Source organism: Paractinoplanes toevensis, from assembly GCF_018332695.1.
GTDB classification, from domain to species: Bacteria; Actinomycetota; Actinomycetes; order Mycobacteriales; family Micromonosporaceae; genus Actinoplanes; species Actinoplanes toevensis.
Map to the genome: position 1 here is coordinate 31,681 of NZ_BOQN01000159.1, position 21,329 is coordinate 53,009.

At 66.6% G+C, this 21,329-nt stretch carries 14 protein-coding genes; 2 read left to right on the forward strand and 12 right to left on the reverse strand.

All coding sequences use genetic code 11. The features are described from left to right. Positions 1-165: 165 nt before the first annotated feature. On the forward strand, positions 166-837 hold the full coding sequence (locus Ato02nite_RS48090) for a hypothetical protein (protein WP_213013447.1): 672 nt from the start codon (positions 166-168) through the stop codon (positions 835-837). 779 nt (positions 838-1,616) lie between these two features. On the opposite strand, the gene Ato02nite_RS53160 is transcribed toward Ato02nite_RS48090, so the two are convergent. After that, entirely contained in the window at positions 1,617-1,907 is a 291-nt protein-coding gene (locus Ato02nite_RS53160) for a tyrosine-type recombinase/integrase (RefSeq protein ID WP_213013460.1), read from the reverse strand. Between the two features lie 1,114 nt (positions 1,908-3,021). On the opposite strand from Ato02nite_RS53160, the gene Ato02nite_RS48100 reads away from it, so the two are divergent. After that, positions 3,022-3,420, forward strand: coding sequence for a tyrosine-type recombinase/integrase (locus Ato02nite_RS48100; RefSeq protein ID WP_213013448.1), 399 nt, complete (start codon positions 3,022-3,024; stop codon positions 3,418-3,420). 452 nt (positions 3,421-3,872) lie between these two features. On the opposite strand, the gene Ato02nite_RS48105 is transcribed toward Ato02nite_RS48100, so the two are convergent. From Ato02nite_RS48105 to Ato02nite_RS48155, 11 genes are all read right to left on the reverse strand, one after another. Continuing rightward, on the reverse strand, positions 3,873-5,066 hold the full coding sequence (locus Ato02nite_RS48105; RefSeq protein WP_213013449.1) for a Wadjet anti-phage system protein JetD domain-containing protein: 1,194 nt from the start codon (positions 5,064-5,066) through the stop codon (positions 3,873-3,875). Between the two features lie 14 nt (positions 5,067-5,080). Next, the gene (locus tag Ato02nite_RS48110) at positions 5,081-8,530 is read right to left on the reverse strand and encodes an ATP-binding protein (RefSeq protein ID WP_213013450.1); all 3,450 of its coding nucleotides are present in this window, start codon (positions 8,528-8,530) and stop codon (positions 5,081-5,083) included. Continuing rightward, on the reverse strand, positions 8,527-9,228 hold the full coding sequence (locus Ato02nite_RS48115; RefSeq protein WP_213013451.1) for a DUF4194 domain-containing protein: 702 nt from the start codon (positions 9,226-9,228) through the stop codon (positions 8,527-8,529). The genes Ato02nite_RS48110 and Ato02nite_RS48115 overlap by 4 nt, the downstream gene beginning before the upstream one ends. Next, on the reverse strand, positions 9,225-10,682 hold the full coding sequence (locus tag Ato02nite_RS48120) for a DUF3375 family protein (protein WP_213013452.1): 1,458 nt from the start codon (positions 10,680-10,682) through the stop codon (positions 9,225-9,227). Before Ato02nite_RS48120 ends, Ato02nite_RS48115 begins: the two co-directional genes overlap by 4 nt. A gap of 246 nt (positions 10,683-10,928) precedes the next feature. Next, positions 10,929-13,922, reverse strand: coding sequence for an AAA family ATPase (locus Ato02nite_RS48125; protein ID WP_213013453.1), 2,994 nt, complete (start codon positions 13,920-13,922; stop codon positions 10,929-10,931). After that, positions 13,919-15,148, reverse strand: coding sequence for a metallophosphoesterase family protein (locus Ato02nite_RS48130; RefSeq protein WP_213013454.1), 1,230 nt, complete (start codon positions 15,146-15,148; stop codon positions 13,919-13,921). Before Ato02nite_RS48130 ends, Ato02nite_RS48125 begins: the two co-directional genes overlap by 4 nt. Before the next feature lie 55 nt (positions 15,149-15,203). Then, positions 15,204-16,526 (reverse strand): AAA domain-containing protein, encoded by a 1,323-nt coding sequence (locus Ato02nite_RS48135; protein ID WP_213013455.1) that lies wholly within the window; start codon positions 16,524-16,526, stop codon positions 15,204-15,206. Continuing rightward, complete coding sequence (locus Ato02nite_RS48140; protein WP_246608195.1) at positions 16,523-18,010, reverse strand: hypothetical protein; 1,488 nt, start codon at positions 18,008-18,010, stop codon at positions 16,523-16,525. Before Ato02nite_RS48140 ends, Ato02nite_RS48135 begins: the two co-directional genes overlap by 4 nt. Before the next feature lie 5 nt (positions 18,011-18,015). Next, complete coding sequence (locus tag Ato02nite_RS48145) at positions 18,016-19,146, reverse strand: hypothetical protein (RefSeq protein ID WP_213013457.1); 1,131 nt, start codon at positions 19,144-19,146, stop codon at positions 18,016-18,018. A gap of 63 nt (positions 19,147-19,209) precedes the next feature. Beyond that, complete coding sequence (locus tag Ato02nite_RS48150; protein ID WP_213013458.1) at positions 19,210-20,010, reverse strand: hypothetical protein; 801 nt, start codon at positions 20,008-20,010, stop codon at positions 19,210-19,212. Positions 20,011-20,164: 154 nt separating this feature from the next. Beyond that, entirely contained in the window at positions 20,165-20,791 is a 627-nt protein-coding gene (locus tag Ato02nite_RS48155) for a hypothetical protein (protein ID WP_213013459.1), read from the reverse strand. Positions 20,792-21,329: the final 538 nt, after the last annotated feature.

Genomic DNA, 21,329 nt, shown 5'->3' on the forward strand with positions numbered 1-21,329 from the left:
CGTCCGTACGTCTTCGGCCAGGCGCGGAATCGTTTCGATTGCAAGTTCGTGGTGATGCCGGGATCGGGGCATAGGCGGGGCTACGCGGATTGGAACGCTGAAAGCCTTTCCGAGACCCGGCGGCGGCTTGAATGGCGGCCTACTCGGGATTGAGGTGACTCCGTGATGGCTGACGCGCAGGTAAAGCGACGAGTCGGCAAGCAGTGGGAGAAAATGTTTCCCGGATTTGAACTCTGGCGTCCATTGCGTTTGCTCCGGCGTATCGGGCCTGTACTTCAGGGGATTTCACTCGATCTCGCCAGAAGTGGCACGCAGTACTTTCCGTCTGCACATGTGCATCCGCTTACCATGAAATTTCCTGTCGTTTCGCTGGGCCTCGATCACCGTCTTCTAGGGAAAACGGGAATTCAGAGAAGAATTTCTTTCGATGACGACGTCGATACTCTTCTTGCTGCGGCAGCTGATCTGCGTGCCCAGTCGCCGCTGCCGCTGGACCGGTACCCGACAGCCGCTGAAATACTCGACGCCTACAGGAGTTTTTTCGGCTCCGCCAATTTGCCAACTGGGCCCACTTCAGAAATCGAAACACTGGTTTTATTGAGTGCGCTTTCGGGGTCGCCTGAAAGGCAGACTATTGCAGTCGATTTTGCCCGCAGTTTGGTGAAGTCCTGGCGCCACGCGCCGGATGGCTTCGACTCGGCGGACGCCTGGCTCGAAAACTTAGTCGAGCGAGCCGATAACGTTGATGCGTTGGAAGCATTCGTTGACGAGCAGGCGAAGGCGTTGAAAGTCGACAAGCTGAAGTTTGCTTCGCCGTTCGGCCCCGAATCACGATAAGTCGAGCTATAAGTAACGGCTACTTTATCTCGCGGATTTATCCTGAATCGTTCGAGCCGACCAGTCAGGTTCTCGCTAGCGCGCCGGCTGGCCCTCGTTGATCGGCATCGGTTCATTCTGTGGGCGACGGGAGCGAAGGTCAGTGGCCAAGTTGTACATTGACTCTTGCTAGGTTAGGCCTGGCGTGTGGCTTTATGGGTAGGTGCCATGAGTATGACCGTGTACTTGGCGAAGGTTCAGCCCGAGCTGGCCGAGCGTATCGAGGGCGATCCTGAATTGTTCCTCTAAATCTGGCGCGAGGAGGATGTTGTAGATTAGGCGGTATCCGCCCTCGACAAGGAGGAAGACCTGCTGGCGGAGGACTATCTAGCCGTCAATCAGGCTTGGGATGAGCGGCCCGAGAATTACCCGTGGATGCAAGCCGCATTGCAAGGATTAGACGTCGAGATTGCCCTGGATTCGGCTATGGTCCGAGGTTCAGGCTGACAATAAAGGGAGTCTCGCGCATCGCTGCAGGCCTAGTCGAGGAGGGCTGGAATGCGGCCGGTGAAGAGCTAGAAGCCACTTCTCAGGCGATCACAGCTTTCTACCTGCGCGCCTCGGCCCAAGGCCGCGTTGTCATTGACGGGAACTCCTGACGAACCCGAGGCCGCGCGGCAATCCTTCACTACTGACGAAGGGTCGATGTAACCGCCGTACTACTCTCTGATATCGGAGCCCGTCGGACCAAAGATGGAAGCTTCCGTCAGTTCGTCACGCTTGTGAAGCTGCACCCAGATTCAACCTAAATCGGCATGCGACCGTAGCAACTCCGCCGTCGCAGCGACCGCTCCATGCGCCAGCTCCCGGAACACCGTCCAATACGTGTCTGCAGTCGTTACCGCGCTGGAGTGGCCGAGGTCGTGCTGGATCACTTTGAGCTCGACGCCGGCGGCGCCGGCCAGGCTTGCCGCGCCATGCCGTAGATCGTGCAACCGGACTGACGGCAGCCCCAACTTGCGGACCAGGGTGCGGAAGCGGTGGCTGAGCCAGCCCGGCCGTAATGGCCGCCCGTCGGGGTGGGTGAACAGGTAGCCGTGCGGATTGAGGCCGGTCCCGGCGAACCGGCGTTCCTGGCGCCCGTTTCTGCCGGCGAAGTAGCTGGTTGGTGAACTCGTCCAACGCCAGCGCGCGTACCCCGGCGGCGGATTTGGGCGGCCCGAGGTGCACCTTGCCGTCGACGACCAGCAGCTGCCGCTTCACGCCGAGCTCGCGGTACCGCTCGTCCAGGTCTGAGCCGCGCACTGCGACAGCCTCGCCGCGGCGCAGCCCGCGCAGGGCGATCAGCCACCACAGCGGGAACAACGGGTCGTCCTGGACGGCCTCCAGGAACTCCGCGACGTGCTCGACCTCCCACACCGCAACCGGTGGCCGGGGCGCCGGTGGCCCACCACAGCTTCTCCCGCTCCCGGGTCCAGGCGACCGCCTGAGGCCGGCCGCCACGCGGTAGCCGCAGCCGCCACGCCACGTTGGTGGAGACCGGGCCCTGGCGGCGGGCTTCGCTGAGGCCACGGTCGCTACCGAGGGCAGCGCCCGCGGTGTCACCGGCGAGCAATGGCTGCTGCACTGGCTGCAAGCCCTGCCCGGCCGGGTCCGCCGGTCCACCGCGGCCGGCTACGGCATCCACGTCCACCGCTACCTGATCCCGCACCTCGGCCACTACCTGCTCACCGGGCTGCGGGCCGGGCACATCGGGGCCATGTTCACCGCCATCGCCGCGCAGCGCACCAGGTCCGGCACGCCGATGGCCGCGATAACCCTGCAACGGATGCGCGGCACCCTGCGCCGCGCCTTGAACATGGCCATCCGGGAAGGGCTGCTGCAGGTCAACCCGGCCCGGCGGGTCCTGCTGCCCCGCCCACAACGGCACCGACCGCAACCCTGGACCACGGCCCGGGTCGCCGCCTGGCGCCGTGAGGGGCAACGGCCGACGGTGGCGGTCTGGACACCCGCACAACTGGCGCAGTTCCTGCTGTTCGTCCGCGACGATCCGCTGTGCGCCCTGCGGTGGACCGACTCCGACCTGACCGACGCCACCCTCACTGTCAACCACAACATCGCCCACGCCCACGGCTGGTCCGACCTCGACGCACCGAAGACCGCCGCCGGGCAACGCACCATCGCCTCGACAAGGCCACCATTGCCGTGCTGCGCGAGCACCAACGCCGGCAACGCCTCCTGCTCCACGACGTCGGCACCAGTTGGAGACCCGGTGGGCCGATATTCACGACGCCCGACGGGCGAGCGCTACGGCCGGACTGGCTCACCCACCGCTTCGCCACCCTGGTCACCGCGTCCGGGCCGCCCCCCATCCGGCTGCACGACCTGCGATACGGCTCCGCCACCCTCGCCCTGGCCGCCGGCGCCGACCTCAAAACCGTCCAAGACATGCTCGGGCACACCAGCTACGCCTTCACCGCCGACACCTACACCGCCATACTCCCCGAAAACGCCAAGAAAGCCGCCGAGTCGACCGCTCGACTCGTCGTCGATGCCATCCGACAACAGGAACCCTCACCGGCCCGCTTCATGGTCGCCGCCTGAGGGCGGGGTTTCCGTCCTGGCTATCGAGCTGTTCGGCTCGACAGCGCGAGATCGCCGGGAAGCCGGGGAGGCTGGTGCTGCCCGCGACCACGAGAGGGCTGGTACCTCTCGTGGTCGCGGGCGTTGACTGCGGTCAAGTCGCCCGCGGCGGTGTGCCCGGGTTTCGCCCACGCACCGGGCGCCTCGGCGGTCTCGGCGTCACCGGCCCGGTGTTGTCCGGGTCGGCGGGGCTGGAGAATACGACCGGAGGCACGTGACAGATCACCGCGGCCGCGGTGACCCGTTCCGGCAGTTCCGGACCCCGCCGGCTCGAACGGCGGGATGCGCAGCCCTGTCTCAACCAGGAGTCTCGTAGATCCACGTCAAGCTCCACTGTCGGTCACCAGGGCCGCCGCGCTCCTCGTGGCCAGCGCCGAGCCGGCCCAGCAGACGGTCACACGACTCGGCAAGGGCTAATTCGGCTCGTTGGAACGGTCTCCGTCCATGGCGCGTCGTAGCTGGTCAAGGACGTACGGCGACGGGATGCGTTCCTGCTCTAGCCGCATATATTTGCCGTGCTCTGTAGACAAGGCGGTCAGGGCGGCGGTTTCGATGTCGGTGAGATTGGGGTCGGGCGGGTCGGCTCGTGTCTCGTCTTTGACGGCCAGTGCCTGGTGCTCCGCGAGCGTGGCGGGGTTCATGAGGACGGAAGCGAGGTGCGGAAGCCGAGTACGAGCACGTGACAGCAGGGTGAAGCCGGCGCGGTCGAGGTCTCCCCAGTACAGCTGACGCGCGTCGTCCAGCCAGCCGATCTGGTCCAGAACGTTGAGGTGATTGCCGAGCGAGTGGACGATCACGGTTCTGGGCCGGTCGGGTATCAGGTAGGCAGACTCCTTGTTCTCGACAATCAAGACCGTCTCGGGGCGAATGGGTAGCGCGTCGATCTGCGGCAAGGGCGCGTTTACGTGTCGCAGCCCGCCCGCCAAGGCGCGTTCGGAGGGGTCGGCCAGGATAACGTCGATGTGCACGGGCAGCGCTTTGAGTCCGAGCGGGTCGAGGTCGCTCTGTTCTAGTTCCTCGTCTGGCTGTTCGGCGCTGGCGTTCGGCTTTGGGGTGATGTTGAGGCAGGCGAGAACGTGTCGGCGGTTCCGGGCGAGCCATTTGGTGTGCATTCCCAAGACGGGCACCTGTCGGATGATCAGTCCGGAGCGGGGGTTTTCCGTGAACCAGATGACGGCATCGAGCAGGATCTTGAAGTCGGCGTCGTCCATGTCGACGATCTGCGGAAGATCGGGGCGCAGCCGTTCCGCGTCCACACCGCCAGGCAGTGCGCTAAGCCGCGCCCATCTGGCGTTCGCCCGCCGCCAGTGGTCGGCAAGGTCGTGATCGAGGGCGACAAGGTCATTGATCGTGGCGATGTCAAGGTGGGTGAATATTTCCTGGGCGCCCACGATGGTTCGGCGCTGGGCATTGCGCAGCCGGGCGGCGGGGTGCGCCTTCGCCCAGCTCCGCCAGTCCTGGAGCCACTGCCCGATAGCGTCGGAGTGGCGAGCTATCGTCTGCGCCGTCGGCGCAGCGAGGGGAAACGAAAACGTCGCTTCGTCGCCTCGCAGGAGCCAGTCGCGCCAAGTGCTGCGGTACCGGGTGTGTATAAGTTCGATGATCATATCGGGACTTCGCATTATTCCGACGCTTCGCCTTCCAGACGTAGTGCCTCTTTCATCGTCATCGGATAGATCCGTACGCGCGCGGGATCGTCAACATTGATGTTGATGTAGGCGACGGATTCGACGTAGTCCTCGAAGGCGGTCGCCTTCTCTCTGGGTGCACCCACGATGAGTTGGAAGCCCAGGGCTTGCAGGGCAGACAGTGCCCGGCCGGTGTAGTCGCTGTCGGCTTTGACGAATCCTTCGTCGAGGATGATCGACGCGTAGCTGGGCGGGCCTTCGTGGCCTTCGCCGAGGCGGAACCGCAGGGCGGCGCCGAGGATGAACGCGATCAGCTCCTGTCCCTCGCCGCCACTCATGCCGGACACGCCGTCATGGATCACCTTGATCCCGTCTGGGCGGGTTTCGATGGCTTGGAACTCGACGTGCTCGCGGGCGTCGAATACCCGCCGTCGCCATGCGTCGCCGGCCCGTGACTGGTCATCGAGTCTGGACAAGTGCTTACGGAGGCGGGTGAAGGACTTCTCCACCTGATCGGCGTTGCGTTCGATGTCCATACCGACCGTGTTGCTGGTGTACCGGGTGATGATCTGGCGAAATTCCTTCAGGTCACCGCTTGGTCGTTCGACCGATTCGATGCTCAATGTGGCGTCTGAGCGGAACGGAACGTGCTGCAGAACGTCGTTGATAGGGGCCAGGCCTCGTTTGATCGTCCGTGCGTCGTCGTCGATCTGCACGAGCAGGCCGCGTAGCTGCCGGTTCATGTCTTCGTCGACCTTCGCCAGCCACGCGTCCTTCGCGCGGGGCAGGTCGTCGGTCACCAGTTGCCGATATATCGCCAGCACCGCCGGTAAGGAATCGATCGTGCCGTCGGTCTCGCGTGCGGTTCGTTCATCCAGATTGCGGTACGCGGCGATGTGGCCCACCACGGCCGTCTCAAGTTTCTCCCGATCATCCTTGTGCCGTTCGATCTGCGCGCGTAGGTGCTCCATTGCTGCCTTCAGGCTCGCCGTGACCGCGGTGGTGTCGACCGGTGCGGTGAACGGGGTAGCCGCAAGCGCAGCACGCTCGTCGTGTGTCAGTGGTGGCCCTGCCTCGACCCGGTCCTTGGCCTCGTCCACGACGGTGACAAGGTTGCCCCACTCCTTGTCGAGTTTCGTCTGCTCGTCCTCGAGTCGCTTCACCTCACGGCTGGCGGCGATGGACGAGTCACGCTGCCCTTTCAACAGCTTGGTCAGGTGCGCAACTTCGGGCGAGTTGGCCTGTGCGAGCTGAGTTTCGAGCTCGCCCATCCGTTGTTGGGCAGCTGAGGTGTCGATCCCGTCCCAGGTCAGGTCAGAGCGGATGGCTCGCAGTTCTTCCAGTCGGCTGCGCGCGGACTCACGGCGTCGACCGGCCTCATCAGCCGACACGTCCGCTACCTGCAGCTCCCGCTGGATGGACTCGAGTTCCTCGCCCAGTTCCAGCAGCGTCCGCCGGGTGTCCCACCCAAGCCAGGGGTAACGCAGCCGGCGGTCGTCCTTGATAAACCGGTTTCGGGAGCCTGTGCGCATGCCGGCTGGGGTGATCGAGCCGCGCGCCCAATGGGGACGCCGGTGGTCCAGCTCCGCGTCAGTCTCGACGCAGTAGTAGTTCGCGGTTTCGTTCAATTCACCTGCGAGCCATCCTTGAAATGGGTGGTCGGCGATGTCGAGCAGTGCAGGGACACCGCCGTCGACCAGCATGGGGCCCGGCGAATCCGAGACGGCGGGGGCGAGGGTCATCGATCCCCGCATGTCGTGGTCATGCACGTATCTGCGGACACGTGCGAAGTCATGGCTTCCGACCAGGAGCGTGCTCGCCAGCGGCAGCAGCAGACCGACGACCGCCTTCTCCCACCGGCGGTGCTCGGGCTTGAGCTGGAGCAGTTCCCCGGCGTACCGGAGCTGGTCGATTTCGATATCGAGGTGGGAAGCGATCCGGTTGCGGCGCTCATCGGCGTCCTCGGGGATCAGGCTGTGTCGTGCCCGCAGCCCGGCAATCTCGCGCTTCTTCGCTTCAGCGTTCTGGCGGAGCTGCCAGAGCTGTCCAGCGGCCTTGGTCGCCGTCTCGGTGACGACCTCCAGCGCCTTCTCCTCCTTGATGGCGAGGTTGTCGAGGCTGGCATGCGTGAGCGTCACATCACCTGGCGAGGTAGGCAGGGACAACTCGAACACAGCAAGGCGGCTCTCGAACCGCCGGCGTCGCGCTTCGAGCCGTTCCAGCTCTTCCTTCAGATGCTGCAGTTGCACTTTGATCAGCTCTGAACGATCGCCTCCGGCCGCAATGAGCTGGGCGATGGTGTCCTTCTCACGAAGGTCGGCGGCTTCGGCCACCTTGAAGGCAGCGGCGTGCTCTTCGTCTGTTACCGCCTTGGCGAGACGGTTGTCGTCGATGGTGGTCTCGGCCCATTCGGCGACCTTCTCCGCATGCCAGACATGGATCCGGGTGGGGCCGTCGCCGTTGCTCTTCAGCAGCCTGTTCTTGTCTATGTAGTCGGCGCCGGCGGCGCGGTACTTTTCTGCGATCTGAGGAAGCGGCTTCAGAGTCTCGGTCCGGCGTCGCGCTGTCTCGAACTCTTCGTACAATCGCGATGCCTCACGGTATGCCTCAAGGGCGACGTCCCACCGGGTCAGCGCGAGCGGTTCGGTGAGCACGAATTCCTTGAACAGGGCGTTGATGGAGAAGATGCCCTTGGACGCCTGGGCACGCCGCAGCAACTGCATGGCCAGCCGCTGCGACTCGTCCGTGGAGCCCATCCCCATGACGCTGCGCATTTTCGCGTGCACACGCGCTTGCGAGGAATCCACGACGTCGCCTCGGCTCTGGTGGATCAGACGTTCCAAGGAGGTCTTGGACAGCGGGGAGGCGCCCTGACGGATGGCGGTGATGCCGTTGAGCTGCGCAAGGTCGAAGCGGTCGTGGACGAACCCGTACACGGTGGCACCGTTGATCGCCTCCGGTCCGTCGGCGTCCGGGCCGACCCACGCCAGCCGAAACGAGGTCGCGCATCGTCCGTCACGGGTCTCCCAGGTGATTGCCGCGCCGCTGGGGAAACCCGGCCCGCCAGGCGGTCGCAGGTAGTTCGTCGTCGCGGACCGCCGGTTCTCGTCCTTCCTCTGGTCGGTGTGACCCCGCGCGTACGAGTAGACGGTCCGTTCCCTTTTCTTGCCGCGGTCGTCACGGGCGGCTTGGTTGAACTCCTGCGGATTGGGCAAGATTACCGAGGCCATGGCGTCGAGCAGCGTGGACTTGCCACGCCCGGACGGGCCGACGATCGCCGTGCCAGATCGCGCCACAGTCATCGTCTGCAGGCCGGCGTATGCGCCCCAGTTGAGAATTTGCACCTCGCTGATGCGAAACTGCGCCCGGTCTTGCCCGTCGGTGACAACCAGAGGAAGCATGATTTCTTCGTGGGATCCCGCAGTCGCGTGGGGCGTGGTCATGCGAGATCCTCGCCAGTCTTGTTGTCGGGCTCGTCTGCCTTGCCCGCTGTACCGGATGCCTGGAGGAAGTACCGCTCCATGCGCATTACCTCATCGGCGCCGATCAAGGGAACGACCGCCGGCGAGACGGCGAACAAGTAGTCCGCATCCGGGTCCGGCGTTAGTAGCTTCAAGTCGGCGACAGCACGGATGGCGATGTCCACGCGGCGTTCAAACCCAGCCTCGTCGCCGTCGCCGTCTTCCCGGAACGGGCGTAGAAACTCGCCGATCTGGGCTCTCGTGATCATGACCGGGTCATCGGTGGCATCCGTATACGTGTGCTCTTTGCGCAGGTGTATCAACAGCAGGGACGCGTCACGGTGCAGCGGCTTGTCGCGGCGCAGCAGCTTCGGCGCGTCCTCTGCCGGGTCCTGCCTTTTGAACGCCACCTCGTATTCCTTGTCGATGATGAGCAGCAGGTACATGTCGGCGAGACGTTCACGGATCTCGTTCTCATACGCCAGCAACGCCTCCCAGGCGGAACGGTGGCGAGATCGGGTGATGAATCGATTGGTCAGCAGGGTCGTCAGTGCCCGGCGCGCTGCGGCCGGCAGTTGGGAGCCGCCTTGGCTGTCCGGTTCGTCGCCTTCGAAGCCGTACTCGTCCCAGTGGTCGCCGGAGGTCGAGTCGTCGGCAGGGGCGTCGATGCGTTCGTTCACGGCAACTCCTTCGTGGGAACGGGAGCGTCGAAGACGACGTGAGGCAGCGTTGCCATCAGGGCGGTGGCGCGGTCGCCGGACAGCCGCACCCGCTCGACGAGGTCGGCGTCGATGTGCCCGTGTACGACGGCAAGATCCAGGAGGCTAACAAGGGTGCCGAGTCGCTGAAACGCCTGCGGGGTGGCGTCGAATATTTCGGCACCAGTCACCACCGGCCGGACAGCCAGCAGCTTGTTAATGGTTCGGCCGACGGCACGTGGGCTGGTTCCGGCGGCCAACCGTAGGGCAACCCTGTCTTCGGTGGGCAGCGTCCCGCGCCGTTCGGTCACTTCGACGACGACCTCCTGCGAGCCTTGGTCGCGCCATAGCTGGGTTTGGGAGACGTCGATGACGGCAAGTGGACCCACGCCCAGGACGTCTTGTGGGACATGCCGCTGCCCTGGCTCGGCATGTGTCCAGGTGGCACCGGCGTGCAGGGCGCGGTCGGCGAGGGTGAGCAGCCGCTGATGGCGGCCGTGGGCAGCGCGCGTGAGGAAGCGGCGCAGCGATGCGGACCAGCGCAGGTAGCTGTTCTGCACGTCAAGCTCGGCGGCGAGGAGCGTTGAGAGCATGCCGTCGAGCTCTTCACGCTGCGTGGTAGTCATGTGCTCGCGCGCGAATCCCTGCCCGAGGATCTGGTCGATGTCGGCGCGGAGTTGTTCGGTCTGCGCGGACGACAGCAACCGGGAGAAGCCGAGGTAGGCCGTACCCTGGCTTGTCTTGGACAGCAGGTCGTTCTCGCGAAGGTACTCTTCCACGAGGTCCGCTTTGGGCGGCCCCTGGGCCATGGCCCGTCGCGCAACCTCCTGATGACGGTCTTCCACCATCGTGCGCAGTTGCCGGAAATCGGCCGGCAGAGACCGTGTCATCGCGAGAATCTCGCGCAGTTGCTGCTTCATCTCCTCCAGGGTCGCCAGACGCACCCGACCAGCAGCGATGTCGTCGCGCCTTTTGCGCAGCTCGGCGATTTGGCGATTAATACGGCGCACCTGGACGTCCCGGTTCGGATTAGTCATATCCGCCAGGAGCCGCATCGCGTGTGAGATCGAGCCGAGACGGGCACCGCTCACGGTCGTCTCACCGTCGACGAGCTCCCGGACGAACCGCAAAGCTCGAAGTGAATAGGGCGAAAGGCGGTATCTCAGGCGCCCATTGGGTGTCTCGGTCTCCAACCACCGCTTCTCGACCCAATCGCGGCAGTACTCGGCCGGTGTGACATTGCCTTGCCGCTGCGGGATCTGCTCACGTGCCTCGGATATCCGCTCGTGGAACCACTCGGCGGAAACCGACCCGTCGACTTGCTCGAGGTGCTCAGCGAACAGCGGCAGCACCCATTCCCTTGAGTAGGCCTTGAGCAGAGTCAGGGTCGGGTTCGAGTCCAGCGCTGCCCTGATCCGTTCGCTTGCGATCTCCATGATGGTCAATCACCTCGCGATGCATGCCAGCACTGCCGAGTCTGCCGGAACCCACCGACAAAATGTGTTTGCGCCGCAGCGGATCGAGATTTAGCCCGCGAACCAACCACGGGGCCCCCGCGATCAGCGGGTGATGACTCTCCGGGCTGCGCGTGGCGACGGCGTTGATGTCGGCTACCTCCGTCCCGATACGGGTTGGATTCCTACTCGTTGCTACGCCCTGCTGCCGTCTGTTGTTATGTGCGATCAGGTATGTAGCGGCCCGGCGCCGGCTTCGTCGGCTAGTTCGAGCAGTTCGGCGTCGGTGGCCCACCGCACGGTGCTTCCCCCGGCGGTGTTGGAGACACGGAGTAGCACCGGCACGTGTTGGGCCACGGCGAGCATGTGGCTGATCACGACGACGAGGCGGCCAGCGGCGACTTGGGTGGACAAGGCGTCCAGGGCATAGGTGAGGGCGGTCTGGTCGAGGCTGCCGAAGCCTTCGTCCAAGAAGAGGGACTCGGCTTTCCCTCCACTGCTGCTGGCTTGTTCGACCACGGCGAGGGCGAGCGCGAGGCTCGCCTGGAACGTCTCGCCGCCAGAGAGAGTCTTCACGTCGCGCAGGCAGCCGGTGTGGGCGTCGAAGATCTGGAAGTCGGGGCCGAGGGCGAACCGGCCGAGGGTCATGCCGCGGATGATCGCGGTGGCGGCCCCGAGCAGAGTTTGCTGTCGTTCCTGGACAACGGCGGCGCCGAATTTCCCGTTGCCGAGCAATTCGACCAGGGCGGTGAGTCCGTCAAGGTGGGGCTGGGTGGACTCGATGCGGTGCACCAGATCGTCCATCACCGGGATCTGGGCCAGTGCGGTGCCGCGTGTCTTCACGGCGATGGCCCGGCGGCCGATGGCGTCGTCATACGCGGCGCGGATGGGCCTACCGCCGGTCGGCGCGTTGCTGGCGACGGCGGCTGCTTCGCCGGCGAGCCGTTCGAGCAGGGAGCCGATATCGCTGGTCCGGGCGCGCCCGACGTCGAGTGCACCGAGGGCGAGGGTCTTGATGTTGGCCGCCCATTGAGCTTGGGCGGCGAGGTCGGCGGTGAGATCGAGCTGGCTGGCTGGCGGCGTACGCAGCAACGCCGCGAGCGCGGCGTGGCCCGCGGAGACGTCCAGCATCCGCTGCTGGCTCTGCTTCGCCGGTGCCGTGACCTGATCGGCGCGTTTCTCGATCAGCTGGTCACGTCGCGTCTCCAGCGTCTCGATCTCCGTGCTGAGGCGCGTGAGACCGCTCCATTGCTCGCCCAGACGTAGCCGGTCGGCGATCGCTTTGTCCCGCAGGCGGGTCACCAGTTCCGCAGTGGGCCGTTCCGGCCGATATACAGCCGGGATCTGCTGCGTAAGGGTCGTGATCCTCTTGCGCAGTGCCGCGCTCTGGGTGTCGACCTTCTTCAGCTGGGCGGTCCGACCGGCGATGTCCTTGTCGATGGCCTCGACGATCGCGGCGGCTTTCGCGGCGCTGTTGCGGATCTCCTCCAAGTATGCGGCCTTGGCCGCAGTCCGCTCCTGGGCGGCCGTGAGGACTGCGATACTTGGTGCGAGGTTGTGATCGTCGGACCGCTCGAGGTCGATCGCACCGAGCTGTTGCGTCAGGACCGTGAGGGCACCGCGCGCCTGCTCGGACGTATCCGTGAGCTGGGCGGCTTTCTGCTCGGCGACCGTGTAGGTCTCCCGTTCCTTGCTCAGCGCCGCGGTGGTCAGGGCGGCTTGGCGCTTGGCGTGGGCTCGGGCCTTCTTCAAGGCTTGTTCGGCGTCGTGCAGGCCCGGCGCGTGCGGAGGCACAAAGCCGTCGGGCAGTTCGTGGTCGCAGATCAGGCACGCGTCGCCCGGCTGCAGGCCGGCCGCGGCGTATGCGGCGGCGTTCAGGCGCTTCTGCCCCTCGAGCGTTTCCTCCGCCTCCGCTACCGCCTGATCGGCTTCCTCCTCGGCGGCACGTTGCTGCTCCAGCTTCTCCGCCGCGACAGCGTGGTCGGCACGCCGGTCGCCCAGTTGCTGGGTGAGCTGCGTGACCCGGGCCGTCAGGTCGCGGACATCGCGCAGGGCGGCACGCCACGCATCAAGCTGTCTCTCGAGGTCGCTTTCGCGGTCCGCGGCGTTCTTCCGGTCCTGCTCGGTTTCCTTGCGCAGCGTGGCGAGCTTGTCGGCTGCCTCCCGTGCGCCGGACGCCCCGGACTCCGCTGCTCGCAGCTCGGCGGTCTCGGTGTCGTAGCGGAAGCCGGCGTCGGCCTCGCGCTCGATCAACTCAACGAGTTGCCCGAGCTCGGTAGCGGCGGTGGCGGGCACATCGGCGAGCGGGCCGCCTGGTCTACGGTCCCCGAGCTGGGCAAGGAGATCATCGCGCTGCTGACGCAAGGGGGTCAGCTCGGCGACAAGGGCACCGTCCATCACGGCGATGGCGTCACCGAGTTCGGCGAGCCTCTTGAGCTGCTCGGGCGCGTTGGTGTCCAGGATCGATGCGAGCTTGCCGACCAGCTCCAGCAGGCGCGTGCGTTCGTTCTCAGCGTTGATGCGCCTCGTCTCGATGTCGGCGAGTTGCTCTTGTGCCGCGCCGAGCTGCTTGATCTTCTCGTCGACCTGCCCGATCTGGGTGGCGGCCTGGGCTGCGGCGGCACGCGGGTCGTCGAGCAGAGCGGCTTTGCGCTCACGGAGTTTGTGCAGCTGGGGGGCGAGTGCGTCACGGCGGTCGCGGGCCTGCTGGCTGATGGTGTCGAGGATGTCGAGGCCGAGCAGGCCTTTGAGCATGTGCGCCCGTTCGGCTGGCGAAGCGTGCAGAAGCTGTTCGAACTTTCCTTGCCGCAGGAGCACCGAGCGGACGAAGGTCTTCTGGTCGAGCCCGATGAGTTGCTGGATGCGGGTGTTGGTGGCGTCTCGGCCGAGCCGTGTCTCCGAGCCGTCGAGTGCCTGCAGCCGGTGGTGGGAGGTGGCTGATGTCTTCGACAGTCGTCGGCTGACCTTCCACTCTTTGCCGCGTGCTTCGAAGACGAGTTCCACGGCGAGGGTGCCGTCGCCGCCGTCGGCGATGAGCACCTTCGGGGTGGGCGCTTCGAAGGTGCAGGCCCCGAAGAGGGCGTAGTTGATGGCGATGAAGATCGAGGATTTGCCGGAGCCGGTTTCGCCGGTGATCCCGATGAGAGTCTGGCCGCGGAAGTCGATGTGCTGTCGGCTGATGTAGGACCGCAGCCCGGAGAAGGTGAGTTCGAGCGGTCTCATGCTGCACCCGCCATGTGGTCGTCGGTGAGCAGCGCCTCGACGGCGAAGCAGGGGTCGCGGTCCTCGTGGTCGGCGGCGAGGAATTCGCCCATGATCGCCATCACCGTGTCGATCGGGGCGGTGCGGGTGCCGATCTGCTGCAGGTAGGCGCCGAAGGCGTCCAACAGTGGCCGCTGGGCGGTCGCGGTGCCGGGTTCGACTACGAGCGCGGCGCCCTGGGTGCCGGCGACACGCTGTTGCAGGTCCAGGACGGTGGCGTGTCCTAGCAGGTCATGGACGCGTTGCGCGAGTGCCGGGTCGTGGGTGTCGGTGTGCACTGTCGCCAGGCACAGGGCGTCGTCGATCATGTCGACCTGGGATTGCAGATCCGCGAAGCTGCCCTCGAATCGGAACAGGGCTCGGCCACCCCGCAGCGGGATCGCCTCGCAGCGTGCGGGCATGCCGGGCTCCAGCGTGACCAGCGTGACGCTCTTGCGCTGGCCGGCCTCACCGAAGTCCAGCGGGATGGGCGAGCCCGCGTACCGGCCGGTGACGGGGCCGGGCAGGTCCTGCGGGTCGTGGATGTGACCGAACGCGGCGTAGTCGACCGGCGGGATGGCGGCGGGGTCGCAGGCGTAGTCGTCGCTGCAGTGCTGGGCCCGCTCACTGCCGGAGAGACCGGCGCCGGTGACATGCAGATGGGCGGCGAAGACCGTCAGCTCGCGACGCGGGTCCAGGCCCGCGGTCAGGCCAGTGGTGATCCTCGCCTGCAGGTCGGCGATGCGGGCACGGTACGCGCCGGCCCATCGGCGAGGGTCGTCGAAAACGTCGACGCCACGTTCGGCGGACACGAACGGCAGCGCGCCGAGCCGCAGTGTGTTGCCGTCGCGGCCAGGCAGGACGAGGTGGTCGCCGCCGATGCCGAGCGGCTTGTTGACGAAGTAGAGCCGGTTGAGGCGTCCGAGCCGGTCGAGGTAGCGCAGCAGGCTGAAGTTGTCGTGGTTGCCGGCGACCACGATGGTGGGGGCGATCGCCGCGAGTTCGGCGAGCGCATCGACGACCCGCTCGATCTCGGCGTGGCTCACCTTGGAGTGGTCGATCAGGTCACCGGAGTTGATGATCGCGTCGGGCCGGATGTCCCGGGCGATCGCGATGAACTCGGTGAGGGCGTCGTCGAGGTCGGCGGCGCGGGACTGGTTGTAGGTGGTCCGTCCGGCGTGCCAGTCGGAGGTGTGCAGCAGTTGCATGCGAGCTGGGCCCTTTCGCGAAGGGGACGTGCGCTGACGTCAAGGGGGTCGGGCGTTAGCCGAGGCTGCGGATCCGGTGGCCGGCGAGGTGGGCGAGGACGGCTTGGTTGGCTTCCCAGCCGTCAGGGAACTTGATGAACGCTTTGAGGTGCATCGGTTCGGTCGAGGGGTGGGCGTCCAGCAGTTCCGGGATGCCCTGGCGGCCCACGACGATGCAGGCGTGCCGATGCCGGGAGGCCAGCACGCACAGCCGACCGGACTCCAGGTGGAACGCGGTGGCGTCGATGCGACCGGACAGTGGGTGCAGGATGACGGTGATGTCGAACTCGGCGCCCTGCAGCCGGTTGGCGGTGTCCACGCGGATGCCGGTGAGACCGCGGGCGCGTAGTTCCCGGCCGAGGGCGGCGACCTGGTCGCGGTGCGCCGCACCCACGGCGATCCGGTCAGCGGTCAGTGGCCGCCCGCCTCGGGCGTGTTCGCAGTAGGTTTCCGTACCACGTTGCAGCAGGCGCGCGGCGATGTCCGCCGTCGCGGTGACCGCCTCCTCGTCGGTGCGCACCGTGTTGCGGTGCGGCAGCTCGTAGAAGCCCCAGCCGGTCTCGGCCGCCATCGCGATCACCTCGTCAACCGGAGTCGGCCGCAGGCCAGCAACGCGCATCACGACGTTACGATCTGCCGGGCCGGTGCCGGACTGGAAGGGGGTGAACGGGTAGAACGCCTCCTGGACCACTCCCGCCGCGCTCGGCGGCAGCCGCCACGACAGCGGCAGATGGTGCGGCGTGATCTCCGGGTTGTTGCGCATCAGCACGGCGACCGCGCTCTGCATCGGATCCCACGGCAGACCTGCCCACCGCTCGCCGTCGACCGGGGAGAACGGGTCCAACTGCCCCGGGTCGCCGACGAACAACATCCGCTCGAACAGCTCGGCGGTGAGCAGCAACATGTCGGAACGCATCTGATACGCCTCGTCGACGATCGCCCACGGCAGCTTCCCGGCCGTCTCGACCCGGCTCCACTTCGCCGCCGTGCCGACCACGACGCGGCAGTCCCCGAGAGCGTCCAGGCGGTTGCCGATCTGAACCTTCGGCAGCTGGACGGCGGCGGGCGGACGGTAGTCCTCGCGGGTGAGGCGGCCGATCAGCAGGTGCGGCAACCGCGCGGCGATCTTCGCGGTGAGGTCGTCCACCTGCGCGTTGGTCTGGGCGACGACCATGATCGGCTCACCGGCTTCGGCGATTTCCGCGGCCGTCCGGACGACGAGCGTGGACTTACCCGCCCCGGGCGGCGAGTCGACGACGACCCCCGATCGCCGAGTGCTGGTGAAATCAGCGATGATCCCGGCGGTGCGGGCTTCGGCGAGCTGCTGCGGTGATGTCATGACCAGTCCTCCACCGCGTCCTCCGGAACGGGAACAGGCTCCGGCGGCGGCCCGCCGTGGGTCCACGGAATGTTCTCCCGCGCGGGCCAGGCCCGGCCGCGACGCACGAACGTGTCGGCGAGCGCGGTGTAGACCACCTCGTCACCGACGGCCGGGACGGATCCTGGTTCAGGGGCCCGGCCGCGGCCCATCTTGTCCTGCAGTTCGAGCTCGACGATCCAGCCGTCGGTGGCCTCGTCGAGACTGGTGATGAGCGCCCGCTGCCCGTTGCGGCTCGGGTCGTGCACCTGCTGTCCCACGTCGAGGCGCACCGGGTCGGTGGTGGTGACGGTGACCAGGGGCCGCGTCACGGATCGTTGCGCGCCGCGCACCCGCCGGTGGGGATCGCTCGCGACGACCTCGCCGGCGAACGCCTCGCCGGCGAGCCGGTAGTCGGCGAGGACCAGCGGGTCGTCGTAGGCGCGCTCGGCGTCAAAGCTGGCCAACCGCTGCTCCATCTCAGCGAGGCGCTGCGCGCCGCGTACCGCGTTGTCGCGTTTGGCCTGCGGATACCCGCCGTCCGAGACGTAGTGATGAAACGCGGTGAAGCGATCGCGCTGCCGTTCCCATCGGCGGGCCACACGCGCTGCCGGCGGTTCCGCCCCCAGCAGGTCGATGGCCTGCCACACCAGATCCCAGGTGGGCCGCATCTGTTCCACCAGCATGCCGGTCAACCGGTGGAGGACCTGCCGCCTGGCCAGCTCAGTAGCCGCCGAGGCGAGATCCCGCAGGGTGGGCTGCAGGAACAGCCGATCGAAGGTGGGATCGGTCGCCGGACCGGCAGGCGGGCACACAGCCGGATCCTCAGCCCGGCGCGCGGCATCGATGATGGCCATGCCCGGCGGCGGCGCCAGCCAGGCCATCACCGCGGCGAGGTTGCCGTCCTCGACATCGCTCTGCCCGGTCGCCCACACCGCGCTCAACGCTCGGGTGGCCGGCACCAGGACGCAGGAGTCGGCGAACTCGGCCTGCTCCGCCAGCCAGGTGAGCCAGATACCCAGTTGCCGCACGGACGGGGCAACAGCCCAGGGACCCTCGCTGGAACGGAACCGCGTCATGCGTCCTAGCAACCGGACGTAGTCGACGCCGGCCGGGTTGGGCACCCACACCTGAGGCGCCTGGGTTGCCCGCACCGACAGTTCCGGTCTGCGGGTGTCGACGCGCTGCGTGGTCGCCGCCATCGACGCGATCGGGAAAAGCAGATGGCCAGCGAGACGTTCCGCGAATCGAAGCCGTTCGGCTCGCTCGCGCGGCTGCCGCGTCACGATGACCTCCGGCTGCCCGGGGTCAGAGCCCACCATCACCGCGAGCGGAGCGTTCGTTTCGCCGGCCAAGATGATCGGCACCATGACGATCGGCTGCTCGGATACGTGCAGGTGGCGATACAGGGTGACGCGCTGCGGCGTCTTCGAGCCGGCGGCGAGCACTCGGGCCAGCGAACTCATCACGGTCACCGCATAGCCTCCAGGGCCTGCTGACGCATCTGGTAAGCGGTACGCAGCAGACGAGCGGCCTCGCGTTGGCTGTCGTCGGGCACTCGGCCGCCGGTCGCCAGCGCGATCGCTTCCGCGATGGAATCGATGCCGCCCAACTCCTCGCGAACCACCCGGCCTAGCACCGGCACGGTGCCGTTCGCCTCGGCCCGGCACACCCCCGCCAGCTCGCAACTCTGAAGACAATCCGGTGAATAACGTGCCGAGACCTGAGCGACAGAGGCGGCAAGATCGTCCGGGCTGCGGGTCGGCTGTCCCGTCGCGTCGAGAACAAGGTCGAAGGTCAGGCTAGGAGGAAGGATCGGCAACAGGGTGTCGATCGACTCCATGCGGGTGAGGTGACGCCGCAGGGACGCCAGCGGCTTGCGGACGTCGACCAACTCGGCCACCGGCTGGTTACTGAAGTCCCTGGGACACACTAAGATCACTTCGTGGGAGACCAGCTCCGGCGAGAGTCCGGCGGTCTGCAGCATCTCGCGCATCGCCAGTACGTAGACCGCCGCTTGCTGCGCGGCGGCGGCGACCTTGCCCGAGTCGGCGACGCCGTCCACGATGGGGAAGGATTTGATCTCGACGATGTGGAAACGGTCGCCGAACTTGAAGGCGATCAGGTCAGGCTCGATGTGGACCCGGACGCCGTTCATAGTCAGTTGCAGGATCGGGTGATCGAACATCGTCCCCACCGGGTCTGATGCTCGCGCGGCTTCCTCCAGGGCGCGCTGTGACCGCCGAAGCCGAGCGCTGATGCGGTCATCGTCGTCGGCCGGGTTGAGGTCGTGATAGTGCGCCTGCGCGGTCGGCAGGTCGAGGTGCAGCCGCAGCAGCCGCAGAAGGTCGTTGCCGCCCTCGGCCTTGACTTGCGCTTCGAAGCTCTTTCCGCGGGCCAGCGCGATGCTGGACATCTGGCCGACGGTCATGCCATAGCCGAGTCGATCAGCGATCAGTGCTTTGTTCACGCCGGCAGCGTCCATGAGCGTGCGACGGCGGCAGCCAGGGTTGGCGGCGAGAGCAGCGAGAGTTCGGGCGTTGTGCGGCTTTCGCGGTGCCGCACCACGGATGGCGTTGAGACGGTCGTCGATGACGGTCATCGTGTCCTCTGGAGTGACGGGTCCGGTCTTCGCGGTACCGGGCCGCCGATATCGGAAAAGTTGTCAGTCAGCGCTGCGGACTGCCCTGAGCGGTTGAGCGCCGAACAGTTGCTGAACGTCATCGAGGCGACGGCGTGCTGCTTCGGCTGCAGCCTTGCGTTGTGCGCGATCGGCGGCGTCGTGGACCTCCAACTCGGCTCGCGCAGCCGCGATGATCGCCGCAGGTCGGGCCGAGCCGAACGATTCGGCCGCCCCGGGAATGTTGGTCGCGAACCGCCACAGAAGCCTGCTCGTCTGCGGTCCGGGATCGCCGGTCCGCTCAACGTGCTGGGCAAGCCTGATCGCCCCTGAGAGGAAATCGACACGCGGGGACAGCGGGCCGATCATCCGCCGGTCCAGCGACCATGTGGAGACGGCCAGCAACCCCCGTACGCTCACCCACTGGTCCACCGCGAGCGCACTGCACAAGTAGTACGGACGCGCGAACGGCGCCGACCGGAACGACCGTTCCTCGTCTCGCCGAAGGCTGGTCAGTTTCGCGCTGACCAACTCGCCGCCGTTGAACGCCTCATGCACCGCCACGATCAGCTTTGGCGCAGCCGGCGCCCCCAACAGCGTGAGCACTTGATGGACCTGCTCCCGCATCGGCAGCAGCGACGCGCCGGACGGCAACGGAGCGAGCGGCGCCTGTCCCGTGTCCGAACCTTCGATTTCCTGCAGACCCGTGTCCCACCGCTGCTCAGCTGCATGGAGCTCGGCTCGCAGCTTGGGAACCTCGGCGCGTTGGCCGTTGGCCAACGCGCGACGAATCTGCACTCGCAGCCCTGAGATCAGGTCTTCGAGTTCATCCATCGTCTCTGCCATGCGGCAGAAGCTAGCACACTCTCCACTAGATTCCAGTATTTGCCAGCAAGATCCTTTAAGCGATGGCGATTTGGTCACAGATGTTCTGTCGCGCCGGAACAGCAACGGCTCTGGGTGCCCGCCGGTCGAGCCGGTGCGATGGCGTGTCATCGGTCTAGCGGCCTGGGGCAGGTACCTGATCGAGCCGAACCGGACCGTCGGGTAGATCGACCAGGACGTCGCCGGTGCTCTCGTCGAGGTTGATCGGCGCGTCGCCGATCGTGTCGAGCAGTGCCAGCAGGTGAGGGAAGGCCCTGGTTTGTCGGAGCCGGTCGATGATGCTGGCGTCGCGGAGTGCCTGGACGACGAGCGCGGCCAGATTGATTCCGGCGCGCCTGTACTGGGCGTCGTTGCGGACCAGCAGCGGCCCACCCAGCAGCCGGTCCCGGTCGTCGGGTTGGACCGTTGGTACTCGATGAGCAGGTCGGCGCGCTGTGAGGCGAAGCTGGTTTCGCCGTCGTGTAGGGCGTGGCGGCTCTGTTCGGGGATCGGTCCGATGACCGGGCCTTGCCGTAGCGCCCGGATCGCGGAAACCTGCTTGATGGTCGGGTCGGCCAGCTTGTCGTGCTCGGGTAGCAGCAGAACGGCGTGCCCGACCAGGCTGGTCTCGTCGCGCCAGCGGGGGCCGGTCGGTGGCGTACTGGGTGCGGTTGCCGTCCGGGTCGTGGATCACCACGCCGACCGGCAGGACCTCGGCGGTGATGCCGAAGTGCTGGTACGCGCGTATCGCAGTTGCATGCACGCGTCGATGCACGAGTTGGCCCGCTTTCCCTCGGCCAGCTTGACCCGCAGCAGGGGAAAGGTGGATGGCGAGGAACTCCCCGGATCCCTGCATCAACAGGGGTAACGGGTGGTCGGCGCGCTTTCCCCGGTCGCCGCCGATCCGATCCGGCCGGCTGGTGTCGGTGCACAGCTCGGCGCTCGGCGAGGCGTGGAGTCGCTGGTCGATCGCGTAGCCGCCACTCGGCGAAAGTTAAAGCGACCCAGGGCAACGCTCATCACCATCGGGAACCCGCCACAGACCAGACCGAGGCACCCAGCCTCGCTGCTTAACACCCACTGGTCTCACCGAGGCGGCTTCGCAGCGCGCACCGCGCCCGATAGGCATCGTTTTGCGGACAGCAGGCCGCCATCGTCGCGGGCCTGCCGGGCGGCGGTCTGGAAGGGGATAAGCCCGTAAGGGTGCAGCCGGTCATCCCAGCGATGCCGAGTAGGCGCTCAGGTTCGCCCCCCGAAGGGACAGGGGCCGAGCCAAGGCTGCTCGGACTCGCTCTACGGCG